Origin of the sequence: Roseixanthobacter liquoris (genome assembly GCF_043195135.2) — a bacterium.
Lineage (GTDB): Bacteria > Pseudomonadota > Alphaproteobacteria > Rhizobiales > Xanthobacteraceae > NCEH01.
This window is the reverse complement of the sequence record NZ_CM195537.1, coordinates 3,273,325-3,298,660: the sequence shown is the minus strand read 5'-3', so window position 1 is coordinate 3,298,660 and position 25,336 is coordinate 3,273,325. Positions and strand designations below refer to the sequence as shown.

Annotated in this window: 20 protein-coding genes; 14 read left to right on the top strand and 6 right to left on the bottom strand. The window is 67.3% G+C overall.

The window, feature by feature from the left end:
• Nucleotide 1: 1 nt before the first annotated feature.
• Genes lpxA through lpxB form a run of 3 tightly spaced genes read left to right on the top strand, consistent with a single transcriptional unit; the run spans nt 2 to nt 2,917 of the window.
• The gene (lpxA, locus tag V5F84_RS14870; RefSeq protein ID WP_394043757.1) at nt 2–808 is read left to right on the top strand and encodes an acyl-ACP--UDP-N-acetylglucosamine O-acyltransferase; all 807 of its coding nucleotides are present in this window, start codon (nt 2–4) and stop codon (nt 806–808) included.
• Nucleotides 809–812: 4 nt separating this feature from the next.
• The gene (locus tag V5F84_RS14865; RefSeq protein WP_394043756.1) at nt 813–1,748 is read left to right on the top strand and encodes an LpxI family protein; all 936 of its coding nucleotides are present in this window, start codon (nt 813–815) and stop codon (nt 1,746–1,748) included.
• Entirely contained in the window at nt 1,745–2,917 is a 1,173-nt protein-coding gene (gene lpxB, locus V5F84_RS14860) for a lipid-A-disaccharide synthase (RefSeq protein WP_394043755.1), read from the top strand. The genes V5F84_RS14865 and lpxB overlap by 4 nt, the downstream gene beginning before the upstream one ends.
• 196 nt (nt 2,918–3,113) lie before the next feature.
• Here the strand turns inward: lpxB and gltA are convergent, their stop codons facing one another.
• The 3 genes from gltA to V5F84_RS14845 form a co-directional block, all read right to left on the bottom strand.
• The gene (gene gltA, locus V5F84_RS14855; protein WP_394043754.1) at nt 3,114–4,424 is read right to left on the bottom strand and encodes a citrate synthase; all 1,311 of its coding nucleotides are present in this window, start codon (nt 4,422–4,424) and stop codon (nt 3,114–3,116) included.
• A gap of 327 nt (nt 4,425–4,751) precedes the next feature.
• Complete coding sequence (locus tag V5F84_RS14850; RefSeq protein ID WP_394043753.1) at nt 4,752–7,379, bottom strand: glycosyltransferase; 2,628 nt, start codon at nt 7,377–7,379, stop codon at nt 4,752–4,754.
• A gap of 214 nt (nt 7,380–7,593) precedes the next feature.
• Nucleotides 7,594–8,049: a hypothetical protein gene (locus V5F84_RS14845; RefSeq protein WP_394014902.1), complete on the bottom strand. Its 456-nt coding sequence runs from the start codon at nt 8,047–8,049 to the stop codon at nt 7,594–7,596.
• A gap of 221 nt (nt 8,050–8,270) precedes the next feature.
• Between V5F84_RS14845 and V5F84_RS14840 the strand changes: the two genes are divergently transcribed.
• On the top strand, nt 8,271–9,896 hold the full coding sequence (locus V5F84_RS14840; RefSeq protein WP_394043752.1) for a glycoside hydrolase family 17 protein: 1,626 nt from the start codon (nt 8,271–8,273) through the stop codon (nt 9,894–9,896).
• Here V5F84_RS14840 and V5F84_RS14835 read toward each other — a convergent pair.
• Nucleotides 9,856–10,245, bottom strand: a complete 390-nt coding sequence (locus V5F84_RS14835) for a hypothetical protein (RefSeq protein WP_394043751.1) — start codon at nt 10,243–10,245, stop codon at nt 9,856–9,858. The two genes, V5F84_RS14840 and V5F84_RS14835, sit on opposite strands and share 41 nt — an antisense overlap.
• Before the next feature lie 338 nt (nt 10,246–10,583).
• Between V5F84_RS14835 and glmU the strand changes: the two genes are divergently transcribed.
• The 3 genes from glmU to V5F84_RS14820 all read left to right on the top strand — a co-directional run bounded on the left by glmU (nt 10,584) and on the right by V5F84_RS14820 (nt 15,300).
• Nucleotides 10,584–11,927, top strand: coding sequence for a bifunctional UDP-N-acetylglucosamine diphosphorylase/glucosamine-1-phosphate N-acetyltransferase GlmU (gene glmU, locus V5F84_RS14830; RefSeq protein ID WP_394043750.1), 1,344 nt, complete (start codon nt 10,584–10,586; stop codon nt 11,925–11,927).
• Between the two features lie 138 nt (nt 11,928–12,065).
• A complete protein-coding gene (gene glmS, locus V5F84_RS14825) occupies nt 12,066–13,889 on the top strand; it encodes a glutamine--fructose-6-phosphate transaminase (isomerizing) (protein WP_394043749.1) in 1,824 nt (607 codons plus the stop codon).
• Between the two features lie 244 nt (nt 13,890–14,133).
• Entirely contained in the window at nt 14,134–15,300 is a 1,167-nt protein-coding gene (locus V5F84_RS14820; RefSeq protein WP_394043748.1) for a nitrogenase component 1 family protein, read from the top strand.
• A 44-nt stretch (nt 15,301–15,344) separates the two neighbouring features.
• Here the strand turns inward: V5F84_RS14820 and V5F84_RS14815 are convergent, their stop codons facing one another.
• Together V5F84_RS14815 and recG are read right to left on the bottom strand one after the other, a co-directional pair.
• Nucleotides 15,345–15,758, bottom strand: a complete 414-nt coding sequence (locus V5F84_RS14815) for a YbaN family protein (protein ID WP_394043747.1) — start codon at nt 15,756–15,758, stop codon at nt 15,345–15,347.
• Between the two features lie 21 nt (nt 15,759–15,779).
• On the bottom strand, nt 15,780–17,888 hold the full coding sequence (gene recG / locus V5F84_RS14810; protein ID WP_394043746.1) for an ATP-dependent DNA helicase RecG: 2,109 nt from the start codon (nt 17,886–17,888) through the stop codon (nt 15,780–15,782).
• A 244-nt stretch (nt 17,889–18,132) separates the two neighbouring features.
• Here recG and V5F84_RS14805 point away from each other — a divergent pair, with 244 nt between their 5' ends.
• The 7 genes from V5F84_RS14805 (at nt 18,133) to V5F84_RS14775 (ending at nt 25,215) form a co-directional block, all read left to right on the top strand.
• Nucleotides 18,133–18,786 (top strand): protein-L-isoaspartate(D-aspartate) O-methyltransferase, encoded by a 654-nt coding sequence (locus tag V5F84_RS14805; protein WP_394043745.1) that lies wholly within the window; start codon nt 18,133–18,135, stop codon nt 18,784–18,786.
• A gap of 90 nt (nt 18,787–18,876) precedes the next feature.
• Complete coding sequence (locus V5F84_RS14800) at nt 18,877–20,148, top strand: alpha/beta hydrolase (RefSeq protein WP_394043744.1); 1,272 nt, start codon at nt 18,877–18,879, stop codon at nt 20,146–20,148.
• A gap of 125 nt (nt 20,149–20,273) precedes the next feature.
• Entirely contained in the window at nt 20,274–21,455 is a 1,182-nt protein-coding gene (locus V5F84_RS14795; RefSeq protein ID WP_394043743.1) for a peptidoglycan DD-metalloendopeptidase family protein, read from the top strand.
• A gap of 131 nt (nt 21,456–21,586) precedes the next feature.
• Nucleotides 21,587–22,600 (top strand): beta-N-acetylhexosaminidase, encoded by a 1,014-nt coding sequence (gene nagZ, locus V5F84_RS14790; RefSeq protein WP_394043742.1) that lies wholly within the window; start codon nt 21,587–21,589, stop codon nt 22,598–22,600.
• Between the two features lie 4 nt (nt 22,601–22,604).
• Nucleotides 22,605–23,411: a segregation and condensation protein A gene (locus tag V5F84_RS14785; RefSeq protein ID WP_394043741.1), complete on the top strand. Its 807-nt coding sequence runs from the start codon at nt 22,605–22,607 to the stop codon at nt 23,409–23,411.
• Nucleotides 23,408–24,127 carry an SMC-Scp complex subunit ScpB gene (gene scpB / locus V5F84_RS14780; RefSeq protein WP_394043740.1) on the top strand — a complete coding sequence of 240 codons (720 nt, stop codon included), beginning with the start codon at nt 23,408–23,410 and terminating at the stop codon, nt 24,125–24,127. Before V5F84_RS14785 ends, scpB begins: the two co-directional genes overlap by 4 nt.
• The gene (locus V5F84_RS14775; RefSeq protein WP_394043739.1) at nt 24,124–25,215 is read left to right on the top strand and encodes an ABC transporter ATP-binding protein; all 1,092 of its coding nucleotides are present in this window, start codon (nt 24,124–24,126) and stop codon (nt 25,213–25,215) included. Before scpB ends, V5F84_RS14775 begins: the two co-directional genes overlap by 4 nt.
• The last annotated feature ends 121 nt before the right edge of the window (nt 25,216–25,336 follow it).

Sequence of the window (25,336 nt, the reverse complement as noted above, 5' to 3'; positions counted from 1 at the left end):
TGTGCCCCTGATCGACCCTCTCGCGCGTGTTTCCGACGGCGCCATTCTCGCCGACGATGTCCAGATCGGCCCGTTCTGCACCGTCGGGCCGGACGTCACGCTGCATGCCGGCGTTCGGCTGATCTCCCATGTGAACGTGCAGGGGCAGACCACCATCGGCGCGCGCACGGAGGTTTATCCGTTCGCCTCGCTCGGCACGCCGCCCCAATCCGTGCATTACAAGGGTGAGCGCACCGCACTCACCATCGGCGTGGATTGCGTGATCCGCGAGCATGTGACGGCCAATATCGGCACCGCCGGCGGGCGCGGCGTCACTCGCATCGGCGATGGCTGCATGCTGATGACCGCCGCCCATGTGGGGCACGATTGCGTCGTCGGCAACCACGTGATCTTCGCCAATAACGCCACCCTCGGCGGCCATGTGGACGTGGGCGACCACGTGTTTCTCGGCGGCCTGTGCGCGGTGCATCAATACACCCGCATCGGCGCCCAGGTGATGGTCAGCGGCATCACCGGCGTGCGCGAGGACGTGATCCCCTACGCTTATGTGCTCGGCCAGGCCGGGCGCCTCGTGGGGCTCAACACCATCGGCATGAAGCGGCGCGGCTTCACGCGGGCGGATCTGCATGCGGCGCGCGCCGCCTATCGCGATCTGTTCTTCGGCACCGGCGTGTTCGCCGAACGTCTCGCGCGGCTGCGCGAACAGACCGAAGCCTCCCCGTTCGCACGCGAGATTGTGGATTTCATCGACGCCGGAAAGAACCGCGCGCTCTGCCAGCCCGCGCGCGGCGTCGTGCACGAGGAATGAGCCGGTGAGCCCGGCGCCGGCACAGCAAGGGCTTGCGGCACAGGGCCTCCCCCCGGCCGACGACACGCCGGGGGCGGGTGCCAAGGCCCCGGTTCAGGCAGGGCCGCTGGCCATCGTTGCCGGCGGCGGCGCGTTCCCGGCGGCGGTGGCGGAGGCGGTGCGGGCGCAGGGCCGCGACGTCCTGCTCCTGCTCATGAAGGGCTTCGCCGATCCGGCGCTGGAACGCTATCCCCACCATTGGTTCCGCCTCGGCTCGCTCGGCAGCGTCTCCGCCGTGGCGCGCGCGCGGGGCGTGCGCGACGTGGTGATGGTGGGAACGCTCACCCGCCCGCGCCTGTCCGACCTGGGGCTTGATTGGACCACCATTCGCCTGCTGCCGCGCATCGCGCGGCTGCTGCGCGGCGGCGACAATCATCTGCTGTCGGGCGTGCTGGGCCTCGTGGCGGAGCAGGGCTTTCATCTTATCGGCGCGCACGAGGCGGTGCCCGGCCTGCTGCTGCCGGAAGGCGTGCTCGGCCATGTGCAGCCGAGCGCCGAACAGCAAGCCGATATCACGCTCGGCCTTTCGGTGGTGCGCACACTCGGCCCGTTCGACGTGGGGCAGGGGGTCATCGTGGTGAACGGCTTCGTCGCCGCCGTGGAGGCCGCCGAGGGCACGGATGCCGTGCTCGCGCGCTACGAGGCGCTGCGCACCAGCGGGCGGCTGCGCTTTCCCATGCGCGCGGGCGTGCTGGTGAAGGCGCCCAAGCCCGACCAGGATCGCCGGGTGGATCTGCCCTCCCTCGGCCCTGCCACTGTGACCTGCGCCGCCAAGGCGGGACTCGCGGGGATCGCCTTCGAGGCCGGCGGCGTGATTGTTCCCGATCCGCAGGAATTGATCCGCGCGGCCGATGCGGCGGGTCTGTTCGTGCTCGGCGTCGCGCCGGGGGGACGGGTGTGAGCACCGGCCTGCCGGCGCGCCCGCTGCGCGTGTTCATCCTGGCGGGCGAGGAATCGGGCGACGTGCTGGGCGGCGCGGTCATGGCCGGCTTGCGCCAGCTCGCGCCGGCGGGGGTGGCTTTCACAGGTGTCGGCGGGCCGCGCATGCAGGCGGCCGGCCTCGTCAGCCTGTTCCCCATGGATGATCTTACCGCCATCGGCTTCGGACAGGTGTTCGCTAAGCTGCCCACCATCCTCAAGCGCCTGCGCGAGACGGTCGATGCGATCTGCGCGGCCCCGCCGGATGTGCTGGTGCTGGTGGATGCGCCGGACTTCACCCATCGCGTGGCGGCGCGGGTGCGACGACGCAACGGGCAGATCCCGATTGTGAAATATGTCTCGCCCACGGTGTGGGCGTGGCGGCCGGGCCGGGCGAAGGCCATGCGGCCGTCCATCGATCATCTGATGGCCCTGCTTCCGTTCGAGCCGGAGGTGCATCTGCGGCTCGGCGGGCCGCCCACGACCTATGTGGGCCATCCGCTGCTGGAGCGGCTTGCCGAACTGCGGGCGGGTGCGGCGCAAGCGCGCCCCGCGCACGAGCCGCCGCTGGTGCTGGTCCTGCCGGGCAGCCGGCGCAGCGAGGTGGAGCGGCTGGGCGCGGTGTTCGGGCAGGCGCTCGGGCACCTGGCAAGCCAGCGCCCGTTCGAAGCGGTACTGCCCACGCTGCCGCGGCTGCTGCCCATGGTCGAGGCGCTGGTGGCCGACTGGCCGGTGCGCCCGCGCATCATCACCGATCCGGACGAGAAATATGCCGCGTTCCGCATGGCGCGGGCCGCGCTCGCGGCCTCCGGCACGGTGACGCTGGAACTGGCGCTTTCAGGCGTGCCCACGATCGCCGCTTATAAGGTGGCGGCGTGGGAGGCGGTGATCGCGCCCTATATCCTGAAACTGCCGAGCGTCATCCTGCCCAATCTCATTCTCGGGGAGAATGTGGTGCCGGAATTCCTCCAGCATGATTGCACGCCCGAACGGCTTTCCGGCGCCCTTGGCCGGCTGCTGAAGGACGGCGCGGATCGCGAGCGGCAGATCGAGGCATTCGCGCGCCTCGACGATATTTTCGGCGCACAGGACGAAGCCCCGAGCCTGCGCGCCGCGCGGGTCGTGCTCGCCACGGCGGCCGCCCGCCGCTGATCGGCGCCTGTCGTTTCAGCGCAAAGTCCCAGAGGACGTCGTTCCAGTGCAACGCCCTTGAAACGCAAAACGCGGGCTTTCGGCCGCGTTTCTTATTGTGTTATCCGCGGGCTCTTCATCCGCGCGCTCTTAATGCGCGTGCGGAGCCCGGCACAGGCCGGCAGCCGTGGGCCCCGAAGGGCTCACGGCGCTCGCCTCACTTGCGCTTGGCCATCGGCACGTAGTCGCGACGCTCGGCGCCGGTATAGAGCTGACGGGGACGGCCGATGCGCTGGCCCGGATCCTCGATCATTTCCTTCCACTGGCCGATCCAGCCGACCGTGCGGGCCACCGCGAACAGCACCGTGAACATGGTGGTGGGGAAGCCCATCGCCTTCAGGGTGATGCCGGAATAGAAATCGATGTTGGGATAGAGCTTCTTCTCGATGAAATATTCATCGTGCAGCGCCACGCGCTCCAGCTCCACGGCGACGTCCAGCAGCGGATCGTCCTTGATGCCGAGCTCGGCGAGAACCTCGTGGCAGGTCTGCTGCATGATCTTGGCGCGCGGGTCGTAATTCTTATAGACCCGGTGGCCGAAGCCCATGAGGCGGAACGGATCGTTCTTGTCCTTGGCGCGGTTCACGAATTCCGGAATGCGCTCGGGACGGCCGATTTCCGTGAGCATTTTCAGCGCGGCTTCGTTGGCGCCGCCATGGGCCGGTCCCCACAGGCAGGCGATGCCGGCGGCGATACAGGCGAACGGGTTGGCGCCCGAGGAGCCGGCGAGACGCACGGTGGAGGTGGAGGCGTTCTGCTCGTGGTCGGCATGGAGGATGAAGATCCGGTCCATGGCGCGGGCGAGCGTCGGGCTCACCTTGTAATCCTCGCACGGAACGGCGAAGCACATGTTCAGGAAGTTCGAGGTGTAATCCAGCGAGTTCTGGGGATACACGAACGGCTGGCCGACGGAATATTTATAGGCCATCGCGGCGAGGGTGGGGATCTTCGCGATCATGCGGATCGACGCGATCAGGCGCTGCTGCGGGTCGGAAATATCTGTCGAGTCGTGATAGAAGGCGGAGAGCGCGCCGACCGAGGCCACCATGATGGCCATGGGGTGGGCGTCGCGGCGGAAGCCCTGGAAGAACCGGGTCATCTGCTCGTGAACCATCGTGTGACGGGTCACGGAATAATCGAAATCGGCCTTCTGCGCGGCGGTGGGCAGTTCACCATAGAGCAGGAGATAGCAGGTCTCCAGGAAGTCGCCGCCTTCGGCGATCTGCTCGATGGGATAGCCGCGGTAAAGCAGAACGCCTTCGTCGCCGTCGATATAGGTGATCTTGCTTTCGCACGACGCCGTGGAGGTAAAGCCCGGGTCGTAGGTGAACATCCCGGTCTGGCCATACAGCTTGGAGATGTCGACGACCGAGGGGCCGATGGTGCCGCCGTTGATCGGCAGGTCCCAGCTCTTCTCACCCACTGTCAGCTTGGCGGCTGAACCTGCGGTTTTGGTGGTGGCGTCCATAAAGTCTCCCATCTGTAGGCGGGGAAATGGTACCACCTTCGCGGATGCGAAGGGTCTGGCGCGCAGTCGTAAACCCTCCCCAATTTTGCCGCAAGCGTGACCATGCCCTTAACGGGCGCAACACGCGGTGAACTAGCGTGAAACCCTTTGCCGCGCCTGGATTCCATTGTGCCGGCGGACGCCGATTTTTCGCGCGTCCCCGCTCAATCCCCTGCCGCGACGCGGGAAAATCGGCGTTCATTCCGGCCGGAAACCGGCCGAAGGGGGCGCAAACGAAAACGCCCGGCGCAGGGCCGGGCGTTCCGTCAGGGGGCCTCCACCGCAGGCTCAGTCGGCGACTGCCGGCAGGCGGCGGGCGACGGTCGCGATGCGGGTTCTCATGGCGCGCCAGGTTGCGAAATCGTTCAGACGCGAGGTTTCGCCGAGGCCGATCAGCGCCGCCGCGACGAACGGCAGGCTCTGCACCACCAGCGCGAGGGCATAGAGATCGACCTCGCGCACCACATGCCAGTTGGTCATGTGCAGGGTGACGCCCGAGACCAGCAGCAAGCTGCCCACCACCGCTTCGGGCAGGGCCGGGAAGGAGCGGGCCGCGCCCGAGAGCCAGCCGCCGCCCTTGGCAGTGCGGGCAAAGGCGAGATCCTTGTAGCGGAAGCCGTCGAACACTGCCTTGGCGACCGTGAACTGCACCGCCATGGCGGCGATCGCCGCGCCCAGCATGCGCAAGGGCGTGGTGGCCACCCGCATGCGGTACATCGCCACGAAGTGCAGAACATAGACCACGAAGGTGGCGATGATCGGCAGGGTGAGGATGTGGGCCGGAACCGCGATGCCGAAGGCGAACACGAACGGCACGAACAGCAGCGACAGGATGGCGGCGAGCGCGCCCACCGATTCGGCGCCCAGCCAGGCGACCCAGCCGAGCAGGAAGTGCCGGCGCTGGGCCGTGGTCAGGCGCGAACGGGCGGGCAGGAAGCGGGACCAATGCTTGCGAATGATCTGGAAGCCGCCGTACGCCCAGCGGTGGCGCTGCTTCTTGAACGCCTCGAAGGTGTCGGGCAGCAGGCCCCAGCCATAGCGGATGCGGGTGTAATGGGTCTTCCAGCCGTTCTCGGCGATGGTCAGGCCGAGGTCGGTATCCTCGCAGATCGTGTCGGACGACCAGGAGCCGGCCTCCATCATGGCGGCACGACGCACCAGGCACATGGTGCCGTGCACGACGATGGCGTCATCCTCGTTGCGCTGCACCATGCCGACGTCGAAGAAGCCGGCATATTCCGCGTTCATGGCCTCGTGCATGGGGCTGAGATGCCCGTCACGATGATCCTGCGGCGCCTGGACGAGGCCCACGGTGGGATCCTCAAACACCGGCACGAGATCCTTCAGCCAATTGGGCGCCACCACGTAGTCGGCGTCGATCACGCCGATAATCTCGGCGTCGGGGGCGGTGTGCTCCAGCGCGATGCGCAGGGCGCCGGCCTTGAAGCCGCTGATCTTCTCGAGGTTCAGGAACTTGAACCGCTCGCCGAGCGCGGCGCAATGGGCGCGGATCGGCTCCACCATCGCCGGGTCGGGCGTGTTGTTGAGCGCGACCACGCATTCGAGGTTGGGATAATCCAGCCGCGCCACCGCATCCAGGGTCTGCTTCAGCATTTCCGGCGGTTCGCGATAGGCGGGGATGTGGATCGACACCTTCGGGTGGCGCGAGAGCGTGGCGGCGGGCCGCGCCTCCACCAGGCGCCGCGGGGTGGGGCCGAAGGCGACCGCGGCCAGCTCCTCGATGCGATAGAGCAGCACGATCACCAGCGGCACGAGCAGCACGACGGAGAGCAGCAGCGTCACGTAATTGCCGCCGGTGACGTAATGCGTCGCCCAATGGTTGAACACCAGGGCGACCCAGGCGCCGACGCCGTTGGCCGCGGCCGCGAGCACGGCGCCCTGCGATACCGTCACGGTCTGCGAGGCGCGCAGCATGGGCAGCGAGAACACGAGGCCCAGCAGCAGCGCGAGAATGGCGGTCTGGTTGAAGGTGTTCGGCACGATCGGGCCGGTCAGCGGGAACTTCAGGTGCCGGTTGGCGTCGAACACGCCCCAATATTGGCCCACCGAGCCTTCGAAGCTCTTCCAGGGGGCGTCGAACGCCTCGATGATATTATATTCGATGCCGAGGGCTTCGGCGCGCGCGGTGAAGGTGCGGATCACGTTCGCCTGGGCAAGTTCGCCCGGCACCGCCCCGTCGCGGTTGAAGCCGGCGCTCGGCCAGCCGAACTCGGCGATCACGATGCGCTTGCCGGGATAGGCGGCGCGCAAGCGGTTGTAGATGTCGATGGAGCGGTCCACGACCTGCTCGGCGCTCACGCCTTCCCAATAGGGGAGAATGTGCGCGGCGATGTAATCGACCGCCGACACCAGCTCGGGATGGTCGAGCCAGACGTTCCAGATCTCGCCCGTGGTGACCGGCGTGCTGGTCTCGCGCTTCACCTTGCGGATCAGCTCGGCCATCTCGCCCGCGCTCTTCTCACCGCGGAAGATGGTCTCGTTGCCGATCACCAGGCCTTCGACGTTGGGATTGCGCTTTGTGAGATCGACGGCGGCGCGGATTTCCTTTTCGTTGCGGGTCTCGTCCTTGTCGATCCAGGCGCCGACCGTCACCTTCAGCCCGCGCTCGGCGGCGATCGCGGGAATCAGCTCCAGGCCCATGGTGGAGGAATAGGTGCGGATGGCGCGGGTGTAGTCGGCCACCGCATTCACGTCCGAGCGAATCTGCTCCGCCGTCACCGGGGGGCCCTTGTCGGGGTGGCGAACGTCTCGGCTATAGGGCGCGAAGGACAGGCTCGAAAAGCGCTCCGTGACGCCCGGAGCGTGAACTTCCGGGCGCACGGAATACCAGATCGCGGCGTGAAATCCGATCACAACCGTGATGATGGCTGCAGCAGCAGCAAGGCCGGGACGCATTGGCGGAGACCCACTCGAAAGGGAAATCGAACCGTTAACGCAGGCTTAAGACGTCGGTTCCTGATCTTAAGCTACGGAGCACCCTTTCGACCTGCCCCAAGGTCGGCAGCGCCGCCTTCGCGGCACTGCATCGAGACACTAAACCTCTCAAATCAAGAGGTAAATGGGAAGTATGGCGGCCGCTGGGCGGCCCGGAGGCCCCGCCGTGATGTAATTATTGCGCTGGTGCAGCAACATAGTCGGGGTTAACCCAACATTGATGAACCCGGGCGCCGAGCCGCTCCTGCGCTTTTTGATCGATGTTGCCCTGGCGCACCAGGCAGCGGAACGCGAGCTTGAGGTGCTCGGTCGGGCAGCCGAACCGCTCGTACATGTCCAGGTGGCGGCGCGCGGTGTCGATATCGTCGCGCCACAGCAGCGCGGCAATGCGCCGCCCCGTCCAGACGCATTCCGGCAGACCGGCATTGCCCGGCAGCTTCGCGGCTTCGGTGAATTCCTCCACGGACCGGCGCTGGGCATCCCGCGCCGCCTGCTGTTCCGGCGTGATCTGCTCGGCGGGAGTGGCGGGCTTCTGGTCGGTTCCCTGCGATTGGGCGGAAACGGGACCGGCGAACGCGAGGAACAGGGCGCCCGCGAGGAGCGTGAGACGGAAACGGTCCATATTGGCCATTGGGTTCGAAGGCTGAAAGGCGGAAGACGATCCGCGGCTGCACCTTAGGAGAATGTCGGGAATTTGTCAGCATGAGGACGCAGCGCAAACGCGGCGTCGGGCAGCGTCGCACCGGGGCAGGATTATCCCGTGCCCTGGTTGCACCGCAATGGCTTCACAGGGTTGTCGTGAAGCTTTATGTCGCTGGACATGCGCTGCCGCCCCAGGCTTCGGGAGATTTCATGACATCCTCTTTGCGGTTGCCGCTCTTGCTGGCACTTGTGGTGGGCGCGGCGGTGGTGGGGCTTGCCGGCTGGATGGGGCGGCCCGTGACCATGCCGCCGTCGCCCCTGGCCGCCGGGGAAAAGCTGCAATGCGTCTCGTACGCTCCGTTCCGAGACGGCCAGTCGCCGATGATGGCGGGGCTGGTGATTCCCGAACGGCAGATCGACGAGGATCTCGCGCAATTGGCGAAGATCACCGATTGCGTGCGCACCTATTCGGTGGAAATGGGGCTCGACAAGGTGGCTCCGCTCGCCCGCAAGCACGGTCTCAAGGTGTTCCAGGGCATCTGGCTCGGCTCCGAGCGGCCGAAGAACCGGATCGAGATCGAGGCCGGCGTGAGGCTGGCGCAGCAATATCCCGACGTGATCCAGGGGGTGATCGTCGGCAATGAGGTGATGCTGCGCGGCGAACTGTCTTCCTCCGATATCTCCGCCATCCTGCGTGAGGTGAAATCCCGCGTCGGCGCGACCCCCGTCACCTATGCCGACGTCTGGGAGTTCTGGGAGCGCGCGCCGGCCCTCGCGGCGGACGTGGATTTCATCACCGTCCATATCCTGCCCTATTGGGAGGACCTGCCGGTGGCGGCGGATCAGGCGGCGCGGCATATCGACGAAACGCGCCAGCATGTGGCGAAGATGTTTCCCGGCAAGGAGATCCTGATCGGCGAGACCGGCTGGCCGAGCGCCGGGCGCATGCGCGAAGGGGCTCTTCCCGCGCCTTCTCAACAGGCGCTCGTGATGCACGAGCTGTTGAAGCTCGCGAAGGAGAAGGGCTATCGGGTCAATGTCATCGAGGCTTTTGACCAGCCCTGGAAGCGGGCGAACGAGGGCACGGTGGGCGGCCATTGGGGCCTGATCGACGCCGGAACGCGCGAACCCAAGTTCCATTGGGGCGAGCCGGTCATGGATCATCCCTTCTGGCGCGGCCAGGCGGCGGCGGGCGTCGCGATCGTGGTGCTGGCCTTCGGCGCTGCGCTGTACGGCTCCAAGAAGCGGGCGAAGAGCGTGCGTCCGCGCGACTGGCTGGCGGTCGCTGTGATCGCGTTTGCCGGCGGGGCGACGTTCGGGCCGGCGCTCGCGGCGCTGCCGCTGGAGAGCCTCGGCTGGATCGGCTGGACGCGCAATCTCGCCTTCGTCGCGGTCTCGCTCGCGGCGATGGCAATCATCCCCGCCGCCATCGGCGCCGGCGTGCGGCTGCCGGCGCTTGCCACCGTGCTCGACGGGGCGCGCCGCCGGCAGGCGGACGGATTTGCGGTGGCCGCTGCGGCCGTCTTCGCGCTCGGCGTCCTCGCCATCGGCGAAGCGGCGTTCGAACTGGTGTTCGATCCGCGCTACAAGGACTTTCCGATCAATGCGTTGACGCCGGTCGCGGCGGCGCTTGCGGTGTTCGCCTTTCTGCGCCTGCCGGCCGGTGCGGGGGCGGGCATGGCGGAGCGCACCGCTTTCTGGTGGCTGCTGGTTGCGGGCCTCTTCGTGCCCCTCAACGAAACGCTTCAGAACTGGCAGGCGCTCTGGTTCGGCCTGATCTGCCTGGCGCTTGCCGCTACGCTGTGGCGGGTCCGGGCCGCGCGAGCGACAGGATGAGCAGCATCGCCGCGATCGCCCCGGCGATATTGTTGTAAAGCACCAGCGCGATCCCGGCGAACGCGATGCCGACGGCGAAGGTGACGAGGCGCGGCCGCCGGAGCTGCACCAGCGCCGCGGCAAGGGCGATGCCGCCGAACACCGACCAGCCGAACAGGGCGATGGTGGCCGCGCGCAGCTTGCATTGGAAGGTGGCGAGCCCGGCATCGCAGGCGAGGCCCACGACCGACGGCTCGATGATCATATAGCGCACATAGATCGCCCAGCCGGTGGCGCCCATGCCGATCGCAATCAGCCAGTTCATGGCACGCGGTCCGGGACGGAAGCTGCGATCGGTGGTGGTATCCATGGGCGGCGTCCTGCAATGATCTCCCGCCAGATGGCATCATCCCCGCCGCGAGACAACTCCCCCGTGGCGGTTTGCGTGCCGCCACATCCCGTTGAGCGGGATCCTGGCGCCCCTTTATAAGGCGCGCGCGGTGCGAAACCGACCCGGGCGCGGGCGGCATGCCCTGTCCGGGGGAAAGCGGGGCGCCGCATCGGCTTCGCTGCCGCGCGGGCCGGGAAGGGCGCGTCAACCCTGGCGGGTTGCAAGCCGGCACGAGCGCCCACCGCCGACATCGGATGGCGACAAGGATGCCGTTTTCGCTCTAGAAGGGCCGCGTTGGTCGTGGCGCGAGGATTCCCATGAGCGAACGCAGTCTTCTTGTCGTGATTCTGGCTGCCGGCGAAGGCACGCGTATGGCGTCGCGCCTGCCGAAGGTGCTCCATAAGATCGCCGGCCGCACCATGCTGCACCATGTGCTGGAAGCCACACGCGGCGCGGGCGCGACGCGCGTCGCCGTTGTGGTGGGTCCCGGCCGCGCCGATGTGGCCGAGGAAGCGCATCGCATCGCCCCCCATGCCCAGGTGTTTCTCCAGGAAGAGCGGCTCGGCACGGCCCATGCCGTGCTCGCCGCCCGTGCCGCGCTGGAGCAGCCGGTGGACGACGTGCTGGTGCTCTATGCCGACACGCCGCTCGTGCGCTCCCAGACCTTGCTCGCCCTGCGCGCGCCCCTGGCCAGCGGCGCCGCCGTCGTGGCGCTCGGCTTTTACGCGACCGATCCCACGGGCTACGGCCGCCTCATCACCCATGGCGGGGAATTGCTGGCGATCCGGGAAGAGAAGGATGCGAGCCCCAGCGAGCGGCAGGTCGATTTCTGCAATGCCGGGCTGATGGCGCTCTCCGGCGCCCATGCGCTGGATCTGCTGGAGCGCATCGGCAATGACAATGCCAAGGGCGAATATTATCTCACCGATGCGGTGGAGATCGCCCGCGCCCAGGGCCACGCCACCATCGCCGCCGAGGGCGAGGCGGAGGACGTGGCGGGCGTCAACAGCCGCATCCAGCTGGCCGAGGCGGAAGCCATCATCCAGAAGCGCCTTCGGCTCGCGGCCATGGCGGGCGGGGCCACCCTGGTCGCGCCCGAAACGGTGTTCTTCAGCGCCGACACCGAGCTTGGCCGCGACGTGATCGTGGAGCCGCACGTGGTGTTCGGCCCCGGGGTGAGCGTCGGCAACGACGTGGTGATCCATTCCTTCTGCCACCTGGAAGGGGCGCGCCTGGAAAGCGGCGTCACCATCGGCCCCTACGCGCGGCTGCGGCCGGGCACGCGGCTCGATACCGGGGTGCGCATCGGCAATTTCGTGGAGACCAAGGCGGCTCACCTTGAACGCGGTGTTAAGGTGAACCATCTTTCTTATGTCGGTGACGCCCATGTGGGCGCGAACAGCAATCTCGGTGCCGGCACCATCACGTGCAATTACGACGGCTTCACCAAATCGCGGACGGAGATCGGCGCGGGCGCCTTCATCGGCGTGCATTCGGCGCTGGTGGCGCCGGTGACCATCGGTGCGGGGGCCTATGTGGGCACCGGCTCGGTCATCACCGACGATGTGCCCGACGATGCGCTGGCGATCGCCCGTGGACGGCAGGTGGTGAAGCCCGGCTGGGCGCCCGGGTTCCGCGACCGCGCCAAGCACAAGGACTGACCGCGCCGCCCGCCGGCAAACCTGCGGTCAGGAAGCGAAAGAGGAAGTGATGCTGCGCCGCGCCACGGAGGCTGGCGGCGTGGCATGAAGCAGGCTTTAACCGGCCACGGGTGTGACACTCACGGAGCGCAATCGGTCATGTGCGGCATCGTCGGCATTCTCGGTAAGACACCGGTCGCGGAAAATCTGGTGGAATCGCTCCGCCGCCTGGAATACCGCGGCTATGATTCCGCCGGCATCGCGACCCTGGAGGACAATCACCTCACGCTCTGCCGCGCCGAAGGCAAGCTGCGGAACCTCGAGAAGAAGCTGGATCGCCATCCGCTGCACGGCCACACCGGCATCGGCCACACCCGCTGGGCCACCCACGGCAAGCCCTCGGAGCGCAATGCCCACCCGCATGCCACCAAGCGCGTTGCTGCGGTGCATAACGGCATCATCGAGAATTTCCGCGAGCTGAAGGAAGAGCTGATCGGCCGCGGCATCACCTTCAAGAGCGACACCGACACGGAGGTGGTCGCCCAGCTCGTGGATCGCGAATTGCTGGCGGGGCTGGACCCGGTGAGCGCCGTGGGCGCCGTGCTGCCGCGCCTGAAGGGGGCGTTCGCGCTGGCCTTCGTGTTCGACGGCTTCGACGATCTGATGATCGCGGCCCGGCGCGGCTCGCCGCTCGCCATCGGCTATGGCGAGGGCGAGATGTTCCTGGGCTCCGACGCGATCGCGCTCGGCCCTTTCACCGACACCGTCTCCTATCTGGAAGAAGGTGACTGGGCGATCCTGCATCGCGGCGGCGTCGAGATCCGCAACGAGCGCGGCGCGATCGTCCAGCGCGCGATCCAGAAGGTGGCTGCCGGCACGCTGGTGGTGGACAAGGGCAACCATCGTCATTTCATGGCGAAGGAGATCTACGAGCAGCCCGAGGTCATCGCCCACACCTTCAGCCATTATGTGGACATCGCAGAGGAAGTGGTGTGCCTGCCCGAGCTGCCGTTCGCGCTCGCCGACATCGGCCACATCTCGATCACCGCCTGCGGCACGGCCCTCTATGCGGGGGCGGTTGCGGAATATTGGTTCGAGCGGTTCGCCCGCATTCCGGTGAGCACCGACATCGCGTCCGAATTCCGCTATCGCGAAACCCCCTTGCCCCCGGGCGGCGTGACCATCGTCATCTCCCAGTCGGGGGAAACCGCCGATACGCTCGCCTCCCTGCGCTATGCCAAGGAATGCGGGCAGAAGGTGGTCGCGGTGGTGAACGTGCCCACCTCCACCATCGCCCGCGAGGCGGATGTGGTGCTGCCGATCCTCGCCGGTCCGGAAATCGGCGTCGCCTCCACCAAGGCCTTCACCTGCCAGCTCGCGACCTTGCTGTGCCTTGCGGTGGCGACCGGCCGCGCGAAGGGCAATCTTTCCCTTGTGGACGAGCATCGCCTGGTGCGCGCCATGATGGAAGTGCCGCGCCTGATGACCGAGGCCCTGAAGCTGAGCCCGGAGATCGAGGTTCTCGCCCGCACCCTCTCCAAGGCCCAGGATGTGCTCTATCTCGGCCGCGGCACCAATTATCCGCTGGCCCTGGAAGGCGCGCTGAAGCTGAAGGAAATCTCCTACATCCATGCCGAGGGCTATGCCGGCGGCGAGCTGAAGCATGGACCCATCGCGCTGATCGACGAGAAGATGCCGGTGGTGGTGATCGCCCCGTCCGACCGCATCTTCGACAAGACCGTATCGAACATGGAGGAGGTCGCGGCGCGCGGCGGCAAGATCATCCTCGTCACCGACCCGGCCGGCGCGGCGCAGGCGAATGTGGATGCGATCCAGAAGCTGATCCTGCCGGAAATGCCGGCGACCGTGGGGCCTCTGGTCTATTCCATTCCGGTGCAGCTCATCGCCTACCACACGGCGGTGATCATGGGCACGGACGTGGACCAGCCGCGCAATCTGGCGAAATCCGTCACCGTGGAGTGAAGGGGCGGAGAGATCCCCTTTCCTGCGCCCGCGCATCAGTTCGGGACGCCTCACCCGGTTTAATCGGGAAAGAAGCCGGCCAAAGTTTCTGGCAGGCCAGGCAGCCGGGCCATTGTCTTCGGCCGCCGCCATGCAGGCGAGAGTTGTAATTCATACTATTGCCCGGCGCGCGTAGTGTCGTGTTTCTGTCGCCGGATGGACGTTTATTGGGGCCCACTGAATATTTTCAGGGGTGCGAGCTCCCATGTCCTTTGAATATGTCATTCTTCATTGCGCTGCGGAAACCGACGAAGGGTATTATGAATATTTTCCCTCAGTCAACGTTCACGAGACGGAAGATAAAGGGGTTGGCGGACCAACAAATCGAGCATTATGGCGCAAATATAGTATAAAGAAAAAAATTCTTACAACAAGTCTGAAAGAAAATAATCTTACATTGTTTGTCAATTTTTCTCACTTTGTTGATTCAAATAAAAAAGAATTTCTGGATCGGGATTCGATGGATTATATCATCGAGTCTTGTGCGTCCGCGCGCAAAATTATTATCATGGTCCATGGAAAGGCGGGCGATAGCGAGAATTGCTGGACCTATGCGAATTCAAATTCGAAAGACATGAGTGCGAACGGGATAACGGAGCCGCTCTCCAAATTTCTCAGTTATGACAATCTCGCCAAGTGGGTCGGCTCTGCGCTGGTTGGCAAAAAGCAGCATTTGCTCTCCCTGGTGATGTGTTACGGCGCGCGGTCGGCCTCAGGGATGAAAGAAGATCACGATAAGCTTGCCGATCCCTCGCTGATCAAGGACAGCTTCGCGTTCAAATTCTTCGATCGCCTGTGCAGAGCTGAGAAAGAATCTTCCTACATCATGACCGCGCGCACAAGTGTTGTGGGTATGACGACGGCATTCAAGAGTCCGAACGTCGGGATGGTCAAGACATTACCGGAAACCGAGACCCTCATTCGGTTGCAATTGGAGGAGGAGGAGCGAGAATTAGAAAAGGAAATGAAGTTGATCCAAGATGAAAATAGGGAGAAAGAGCATTTTTCTAAAGTTGAAAATTTTGCAAAGAGTTATGGATTTAATCATTCGAAGGGAAATCAGGAAAAAATAACAGACAAGGAAATTGGCGAAATTTCTGAAATTAGTGAGATAAAGAAAGATGTAGTCGCCAAAATATTCAGAAAAGAAGAGGTTTCGCAGGCGGTGGCGAAGAAAATTGATACTTCTCAGCTTGGAAGAAAAGTAGGAAAGTTTGTCTATCTCCATTTTGGTGACGCAAAAATAAAAGTTTATCGCAAGTATAAAGACGGAAAGCTGATTAAAGAAAAGAAAAATCAGCTCGATGCCTATCTGGATGGTAAAAATCTCGACGAGATCGGCGAGCTGATCGCCGAGTATGACATCGTCTGAGCACGGGCGGGACCGGAGCGGCCGCGGGTCGCGCCCCGTCCGCCTCAGCGCGACGGCCGCGTCACCATGAAGATCGCCAGCACCGAGAAGAAAATCCCGAGCCCGATCAGCACCGCCATCGGCGCGCCCACATACCAGGAGGCGCTCCAGGTGCCGATGAAGCTGGTGAGCGCCAGCAGCTTGACGGGCCAGGGAATGGCGCCCGTCTCTTGCCAGCGGGCGACGCTCGGGCCGAGGTAGCGGTGGTTGAGAAGCCAGGCCTCGAACTTCGGCGAGGTGCGGGCGAAGCACCAGGCGGCGAGAATCAGGAACACCGTGCCCGGCATCATGGGCACCACCATGCCGATGGCGCCGAGCGTGAGGAACACGCAGCCGGCAGCGAAAATGGCGCGGTGCAGCAGCAGGGCGCGCAGGTCGGTCGGCCGCGCGCGCGGATCGGGGGAGGGGGGTGCCGGCATGTCGGGCGGGACCATCGCCCTTCAGCCCGCCGAGAGCAAGCGCATCGCGGCATCGCGCTCGTGGAGATACAGCATCATGCGCACCGCCGCGCTCTGCGCCCCGCCGAGCGTGGGGTCGGCGCCGACGATCCGCGCGGCAACCTCCCGCGCCTTGGGCACCAGCGCCGCATGCACGTCCAGGCGGGCGAGGGCGAACCCGGGAAAGCCGCTCTGGCGGGTGCCGAGCACGTCGCCTTCGCCGCGCAGACGCAGATCCTCCTCCGCGATGGCGAAACCGTCCTCGCTCTCGCGCAATATGGCGAGCCGCGCCTTGGCGGTCTCGCTCAGGGGCCCGCGATAGAGCAGCAGGCAGGTGGAGGCCTTGTCGCCGCGCCCCACGCGCCCGCGCAACTGGTGCAATTGCGCGAGGCCGAAGCGCTCGGCATGCTCGATCACCATGATGGTGGCGTTCGGCACGTTCACCCCCACTTCCACCACCGTGGTCGCCACCAGAATGCGCGTTTCTCCGCTCGCGAAGCGGGCCATCACCGCATCCTTCTGCGCCCCGGAAAGCCGGCCGTGGACGAGCCCGACCTTGTCGCCGAAATAATGGTGCAGGCTCTCGTGGCGCTCGCTGGCGGCGGCGAGGTCGGAAACGTCGCTCTCCTCCACCAGCGGGCAGATCCAATAGCATTGCGCGCCCTGCATGAGCGCGCGCCCCACGGCGGCCACCACCTCGTCGAGCCGCTCGATGGAGACCGAGCGCGTGTCGATGGGCTGGCGCCCCGGCGGCTTCTCCCGCAGCTCGGAACTTTCCATGTCGCCGAACAGGGTGAGCACGAGGGTGCGGGGAATGGGGGTGGCGGTCATCAGCAACATGTCCACCGCTTCCCCCTTGCGGGAGAGTGCGAGGCGCTGTTCCACGCCAAACCGGTGCTGCTCGTCGACGATGGCGAGCGCGAGGTCGGCGAAGGCGACATCGTTCTGGATCAGCGCATGGGTGCCGAGCACGAGGCCGATGCGCCCCTCCCGCAGGCCGGCGAGGATGGCCTCGCGGGCGCGTCCCTTCTCCCGGCCGGTGAGGATGGCGGTTTCGATCCCGGCGGCGGCGGCCAGCGGCGCGATGGTTTCCAGATGCTGCCGGGCGAGGATCTCGGTCGGCGCCATCAGCGCCGCCTGTCGGCCGGCCTCGATCACGCCGGCGGCCGCCAGCAGCGCCACCACGGTCTTGCCCGAGCCGACATCGCCCTGGAGCAGGCGCAGCATGCGCTTGTCCGAGCCGATATCGCCGGCGATGGCGGCGAGCGCGGCTTCCTGCGCGCCGGTGAGCGAGAAGGGCAGGGCGGCTCGGATCGCGCCTGCGAGGCGTCCGTCGCCGAGGCTCGGCCGCCCGCCGGTCTCGATCTGCCGCGCCCGCACCAGCGCCAATGTGACCTGATGGGCGAGCAATTCCTCAAACGCGAGGCGCTGCCAGGCGGCGCCTGTGGGCTGCGCTTCGGCGAGGTCCGCCGGCCGGTGCACGCGATGGAGCGCATCGCGGAAGCTCGGCCAGCGGCCGTCCTTGAACAGGTCTGCCGGAAATGCGTCGACCGGGATCATCTCCGGCAGGTCCGGGACGCGGGCGAGCGCCGCCTCGATCGCCCGGCGCACATGGCCGGCGGCAAGCCCCTCCACGAGGGGATAGGTGGGCTCGATGGGCGGAAGCTTGGCGAGGCCGGCGGCATCCAGGATGCGGTCCGGGTGGGTCATCTGCCGCATGCCGTCGTACAGCGAGATGCGCCCGCACAGCCAGCGCGTCTCGCCCACCGGCAGCAGGCGTTCGATGCGGATGCGGTCGATGTTGAAATGCACCACGGTCAGGTCGCCGCTGGAATCGCTCACCAGCGTGCGATGGGGTGCGCGGCGGCCGGGGGCGGGCGGCTGATGGTCTTCCACCCGCACTTCAACCGTCACGTCCGTATCGGGCGCGGCCTCCGCGATGCGGGGGCGCGCGCGACGGTCCACATAGCCGGAGGGCAGGTGGAACAAGAGGTCGATCACCCGCGGCGTCTCGCGCGCCAGCAGGCGGGCGAACGGCTTCTCCAGTTTGGGGCCGATGCCCGAAAGGCTGGTCAGGGGCGCAAAGAGGGGATCGAGCAGAGCCGGGCGCATGCGCGGGGAAAGTGGCCGAGCGCGCCGCCGCGCGCAAGGGCGCGCCCTGCAAACCGGGGGGACGGGGAAACTTAACCGCGGCCGGCGGCGTTGAACCGTGCGGCGGCCATCCCATCTTTCCACGGAGCCGGGAATGCCCCTGCCATCAAGGTGTTGGCGGCCGGGCTCGCGAAAAGCCCGCGCCAGCCGCTTTTGAAAGTGGTGTATCATGTCCGGCGAGCAATCTGTGGAGCAGGACGGCGCGATGGCGGATACCGACGCCGAGAAGCAGGAGCGCATTTCGTTCGTGCTCGGCCTGCGCCATCGCGGCATCCAGGACCTGGCGGTGCTGCGGGCGATGGAGCTGGTGCCGCGCGCCCTGTTCGTCGACCCGACCTTGCGCCGGCACGCCTATGACGATGTCGCCCTGCCGATCGCCTGCGGGCAGACCATGTCGCAGCCGAGCGTGGTCGCCGCCATGACCGAGGCGCTGGCGGTGAACGCCCAGCATGGCGTGCTGGAGATCGGCACCGGCTCGGGCTACCAGGCGGCCGTGCTCTCCCATCTCGCCGGACAGGTGACGACCGTCGATCGCTATCGGCAATTGGTGAGCGAGGCGCAGGTGCGGTTCAATGTGCTGGGATTGCGCAACGTCACCGCATTCGTGGGCGACGGGCGCACCGGCCTGCCGGCCCGCGCGCCGTTTGATCGCATCCTCATCACCGCCGCCACGGCAGAGCTGCCGCAGGCCCTGGCGGACCAGCTGCGCATGGACGGAATCCTCGTCGCCCCCATGGGCGATCCCAACGAAGTGCAGATGCTGACGCGCTTCGTGAAGGGCGCCTCCGGCCTCGTGGCGACGCAGATGATGCCGGTGCGATTCGTGCCGCTTGTCGCTGGGGCAGCCGCGACTTTGTAAACAAATTGCCCCCGCCGCCGCATTGCACCGGCCGCTTTGCTCCTCTATCCACATGTCTCCGCATCCGCTGCGGAGGGGAATTCAGGGGACATGATGCGGCTCGGATCGCACGGTCGCGCCGTGGCGCTCGCCATGGCGCTCAGTCTTGGGCTGGCTGCGTGCGGTGGTCGCCCGGCCGGCATTCTGGTGCCGGTGGAAGCGACGGTGCCGGGCGCCAGCGTGGTTGAAATGGTGGTCGCCACCACCCGTGCCCCCGCCAAGAATCTCGACATGTTCTCCGGCGACCGCGGCTCGACGCTCAGCTTTGCGGAGATTGCGGTCTCCATTCCGCCCGCCGCCAATCGCAAGGTGGGCGACGTGCAATGGCCGAAGAGCGTGCCGGGCAATCCCGCCACCGATTTCGTCACCCTGCGCGCCGATGTCCTGACCCAGAGCGCCGCGCTCGACTGGTTCAACAAGCGCATCAAGAAGACGCCGCGCCGGCAGGCGCTGGTGTTCATCCACGGCTATAACAACCGCTTCGAGGACGCCGTTTTCCGGTTCGCGCAGATCGTGCACGATTCCAACGCGCCGGTGACGCCGATCCTGTTCACCTGGCCCTCGCGCGGCAGCCTACTCGCCTATGGCTATGACCGCGAGAGCGCCAGCTATTCGCGCGACGCGCTGGAAAAGCTGCTCGCGGGCCTGGCCAAGGACCCGGATGTGGGGGAAATTTCCATCCTCGCCCATTCGATGGGCAATTGGGTGACGCTGGAGGCCCTGCGCCAGATGGCGATCCGCAATGGCCGGATCGCGCCGAAGATCCGCAACGTCATGCTGGCCGCGCCGGATGTGGACGTGGACATCTTCCGCACCCAGTTTTCCGATTTCGGCAACCCGAAGCCCAGCTTCACCATCTTCGTGTCGCAGGACGACCGCGCGCTCCAGGTGTCCAAGCAGGTGTGGGGCTCGGCCGCGCGGCTCGGGCAGGTGGATCCGCAGCAGGAGCCATTCCGCTCGGAGTTCGAGCGCGATCACATCACGGTGCTGGATCTCACCAAGCTCCAGACCGACGACAAGCTCAACCACGGCAAGTTCGCCGAAAGCCCGGAAGTGGTGCAGATGATCGGCGGCCGCCTCGCCGAGGGCCAGACCATGACCGACGGCCGCGAGGGCGTGGGCGACCGCATCATCCAGGTGACGGCCGGCACCGCTACCACCATCGGCACGGCGGCCGGCGTGGTGCTCTCCGCCCCCGCGGCGGTGCTCGATCCCTCGACCCGCGAGAATTACGGCGCGCAGGTGGAAAGCCTGACCGGGCAGGTGTCGGCCACGGCGGGGTCCGCCACCCATCTCCTGACCACCGCGCCGAAGGTAGAGTGATCCCGGGCGACGTTGCGTAATTGTCACACTGAAGGAAATGCTGAGGAAGGCTCGGGAGCTTAAGGCGCCGTTTACTGCTGGGGCTCTTAAGTGGCCGCATGTTCGTTGCGTGCGAGTTCGGTCACATGCTTTCTTCCCGCGAAACCTTGGGACAAAACGTCTTGGCGCGGCTCGCCATGGTCGGGCTCGTCTCCGGTGCGCTCGCCGGGTGCAGCTCGGATTCGGCGCGCTTCTCCTCCGCTCCAGGGCCCATGGCAAGCCAGGGATCGCCGGAGGTGACGGGTTCGCTCGGCGCCGCGCCGACGGGCCGGGTCGATTCCGGCCCCATCGCCTCGGCGCCTCTGGCGCCGGCCGGTCCGCCGGTCGCCTATGCCGCGGCCCCGCCGCCGCCCTCGGGCGGCCAGCCCCTTTACGGCGCACCCAATTATGGCGCCGCGACCTACGCCGCCGCTCCGCCCGCCCCGGCGCAGACGCATGCGACGGCGCGCGCCGCCAGCCACGTGGTCACTTCGGGTGAAACTTTGACCTCGGTGGCGCAGAGCTACGGCATGACCCGCGCCCATCTTGCGCAGGTCAATGGCCTCTCCCCGGATGCGCAGCTCAAGATCGGCCAGACTCTCGTCGTGCCGCCCGGCACCGCCGGCAATCTGGCGCAGATCCGGCCGGCGCCCGCGGCCGCTAAGCCGAGCGTCGTCGCGGCGGCCCCGCCGCCGGTCGCCGCTCCGCCTGCCGCGCCCAAGACCGTGGTCGCCGCCAAGCCCGCAGCGGTTCCGCCTGCGCCTGCGCCGGTCGTCACCGCCGCGACTCCGGCCGCTGCCGCCGCGCCGGCCAAGGTCGCGTCCGCCGCCGCTCCGGCGAAGGTCGAGACCGCCGCCAAGGTCACGCCGGCGGAGGATGCCGACGATTCCGCCCGGACCCCCGGCTCCGGTCCCCAGTTCCGCGCCCCGGTGCGCGGCCGGGTGATTTCCGGCTTTGGTCCCAAGCCGGGCGGCACCCGCAACGACGGCGTGAACTTCGCGGTGCCCGAAGGCACCGGGGTGCGCGCCGCCGAGGATGGCACCGTCGCCTATGCCGGCAACGAGCTGAAGGGCTACGGCAATCTCGTGCTCATCAAGCATGCGGACGGCTATGTCACCGCCTATGCCCACAACAGCGAGCTGATGGTGAAGCGCGGCGACACCGTGCGGCGCGGCCAGATTGTCGCCAAGGCCGGACAGAGCGGCGGCGTCACCACGCCCCAGCTTCACTTCGAGATCCGCAAGGGCTCCCAGCCCGTGGACCCGAGCCAATATGTGGCGGGCCTCTGAGCCAGGACCGTCCGACGCTGTTCCTCCAAGAACCACCTTAAGGCCGGGCGTCGTCCCGGCCTTTTTTCGTCGGCCCGGCCCGGGGCGTGCCGTGCCTTGACGCGCGCATGACGCCCCGATAGGCCGATCCCATGACCGCGAATGCTTTCATCGTCGGGCTCGCCGGCCCCCGCCTGCTGCCGCAGGAGCGCGATTTCCTCAAGGCGCGCGCGCCCTGGGGCCTCATCCTGTTCGCGCGCAATGTGGAGACGCCCGATCAGGTGCGCCTTCTGGTGGCCGAGGCGCGCGACGCGCTGGGCTGGCGCGCGCCGGTGCTGATCGACCAGGAAGGCGGTCGGGTGCAGCGCCTGCGCCCGCCCTATTGGCCCGAATATCCGCCGGCCGAAGCCTTCGGCGTGCTCTATGAGCGCAGCCGCGAGGCGGGCCTGGAGGCGGTGCGCCTCAATTCCCGGCTGATTGCCGCCGATCTCTCCGACCTCGGCATCGATGTGGATTGCCTGCCGGTGGCGGACCTGCGCCTGCCCGAGGGCCACGGCATCATCGGCAATCGCGCCTATGGCGAGACGCCGGCCCAGGTGGCGGCGCTGGCCCGCGCCGCCGCGGGCGGCCTGCTGGATGGCGGCGTGCTGCCGGTGGTGAAGCATATCCCCGGCCACGGCCGCGCCCGCGTGGACAGCCACGAGCGCCTGCCGGTGGTGGAAACCGACCGCGCCGAGCTGGAACGCACGGATTTCGCCGCCTTCCGTCCGCTCGCCCATCTGCCGCTCGCCATGACCGCCCATGTGGTCTATGCGGCGCTGGACGCCGAGCGGCCCGCCACCACCTCGCGCGTGGTGATGGAAGAGATCATCCGCGGTTTCATCGGCTTTTCCGGCCTGGTGATGAGCGATGATCTCTCCATGGGCGCGCTGTCCGGCTCCGTGGGGACGCGCGCCGCCGCCTCCATCGCCGCCGGCTGCGACATGCTCCTGCATTGTAACGGCACGCTGGAAGAAATGGTCGAGGTGGCGGACAATGCCCCGCCGCTCGCAGGGCTCGCCGCCGCGCGGGCGGACCGGGCGCTGGCGTTGCGCGTCGTGTCCGACCGTTTCGATGCGATGGAAGCGCGGCTGCGGCTCGCCAGCCTGTTGGGAGTATCCAGATAAGGCCATGTCCACCGCGTCCGACAGCCCCGACTTCGCCGAGGACCGCCCGGCCTCGGCCGGGGAGGGCGCTTTCGTGGTGGACATCGACGGGTTCGAGGGCCCGCTGGATCTTCTGCTCGCCCTGGCGCGCACCCAGAAGGTGGACCTGACGCGGCTCTCCATCCTGGCGCTGGCCGACCAGTATCTCGCCTTCATCGACGCGGCCCGCAAGGTGCGGCTGGAGCTTGCCGCCGATTATCTCGTGATGGCCGCCTGGCTCGCCTATCTCAAGTCGCGCCTGCTGCTGCCCCTGCCGCCACAGGAGGATGGGCCGAGCGCCGAGGAAATGGCCGCCGCCTTCGCCCGGCGCCTGCGGCACCTGGAGCGCATCCGCCAGGCGGCGGCGCGGCTGATGGCGCGCGAGCGGATGGGACGGGACGTGTTTTCCCGCGCAGTGCCCGAGCGCCCGCGCGATGGCGACCAGCCGGTCACCTATACCGCCACATTGTACGATCTGCTGTCCGCCTACGCGACCCAGCGGCAGAGGCAGGCGCTGTCCTATGTGACGCTGAAGACCCGCGCGGTCTGGTCGCTGGCCGAGGCGCGGGCGCGGCTGGAGCGTCTGCTCGGCGGCGTTCCCGGCGATTGGATGCGCCTCGACCACTTCCTGCTAGACTATCTCACCACGCCCGAGCAACGGGCGACGGCGCTGGCCTCGAGCTTTTCGGCCAGCCTGGAGATGGTGAAGGACGGGACATTGGACATACGCCAGGATGCGCCCTTCGCCCCGCTCTGGCTGCGGAATCGCACGCGGGAGGAGGGCGAGGCATGAACCGCGCCGCGCCGCGTGTCGATCTGTTCGACGCCCGTCCCGAGGACGAGCGGGCGCTTGCGCTCGCGCGCGACCTGCGGATCATCGAGGCGCTGCTGTTCACCTCGTCTATGCCGCTGAATCCCGCCGCGCTGCGCCCGCATCTGCCGGCCGATGCGGATATCCCCGCGCTCATGGACGCGCTCACCGCCGATTATGCCCGCCACGGCGTGAATGTGGTGAAGGTGGCCGGTGGCTGGATGCTGCGCACGGCGCCGGACCTTGCCCATGTGGTGGCGGCCGGCGCGCCGGAGCCGCGCAAGCTTTCGCGCGCGGCCATCGAGGTGCTGGCCATCATCGCCTATCACCAGCCGGTGACGCGCGCGGAAATCGAGGAGATCCGCGGCGTCTCCACCTCCAAGGGCACGCTCGACGTGCTGCTGGAAAGCGGCTGGGTGCGCCTGCGCGGCCGTCGCAAGGCCCCGGGCCGGCCCGTGACATATGGAACCACGCCCGCCTTTCTGGTCCATTTCGGGCTCGACGGCGTGCAGGATCTGCCCGGCCTGGACGAATTGAAGGGCGCGGGGCTGCTGGACGGGCGCGTTCCCTCCGGCTTCTCCATCCCTCTGCCGTCCGACGATGACACGCTGCGCGAGGATGAAGACCCGCTGGAGGCCGACCCGCTGGACTTCGCCCTTGTGCCGCCGCCGCAGCCGGGCGACGAGGACGAGGAATGAATATCGAGACCAAGACCGTGCGCCAGCGAACCCCCGCCGCCATCGCCAAGGGCCTGAGCTTCGAGGACGTGCGCCTGTCCTACGGCGACGTGGAGGCCGTGCGCGGCATCACTCTGCATGTGCGGCCCGGCGAGGTGCTGTGCCTGCTCGGCAATTCCGGCTGCGGCAAGACCTCGCTGCTGCGCCTCGCGGCGGGCATCGAGCGGCCGGACAGCGGGCGCATCAGCGTCGATACCATCGAGATGGCCGGGCCGTCCGCCTTCGTGCCGGCGGAACGGCGCGGCATCGGCCTGGTGTTCCAGGATTACGCGCTGTTTCCGCATCTCACCAACCTGCAGAACGTGATGTTCGGCCTGTCCGGCCTGCGCAAGTCGGAAGCCGAGGGGGAGGCGCTGCGCGCGCTCGCCCGGGTCGATCTGGAGCGCTATGCGGGCGCCTATCCCCACGAATTGTCGGGCGGCCAGCAGCAGCGCGTGGCGCTGGCGCGCGCGCTTGCCCCGCGTCCCGGCATCCTGCTGCTGGACGAGCCTTTCTCCGGCCTCGACCGGCGCCTGCGCGACCAGGTGCGCGCCGACACGCTGGCGGTGCTGCGCGATGCGCGCGCCACCTGCATCATCGTCACCCACGATCCCGAGGAGGCGATGCGCCTCTCCGACCGCATCGCGCTGCTGCGCAACGGCGAACTGGTGCAGGTGGGCCCGCCCGAGGAATTGTATCGGGCGCCCCGCGACCTTGGGGCGGCGCGCTTCTTCTGCGAGCTGAACGAAATGGACGCGATCGTGCGCGGCGGATGGGTGGACAGCCCGCTCGGCAGCTTTCCCGCGCCGCGCGGCACGGCGGAGGGGGCGGCCGTGCTGGCGGTGCGGCCGCAGGGCATCTCGCTGACCGCAAATCCCTGCGGGATTCGCGGCCGGGTGGTGGAACGGCGGTTCCTGGGGGAACTCGATCTCGTCGAAGTGATGGTGGCCGGGCGCGACCGTCCGGTGGTGGCGCGGCTGCGCGCGCCGCCGGGCGCGGTGCCCGGACGGGACGTGGGGGTCATGGTGGACCCGTCCGAAGTCCTTGTTTTCGCCGCTTCCGGGGGATAACGCTCGATTTCGGGCGCGCCGGCCGGGCGGATGCCGCAAGGTGAGTGGAACGCGGCTTCCGATCGGGAAAAGTCGTTCAACTTTGTCGGCACATGCTCTAGAGTCGGTGGCATGAGAGCGG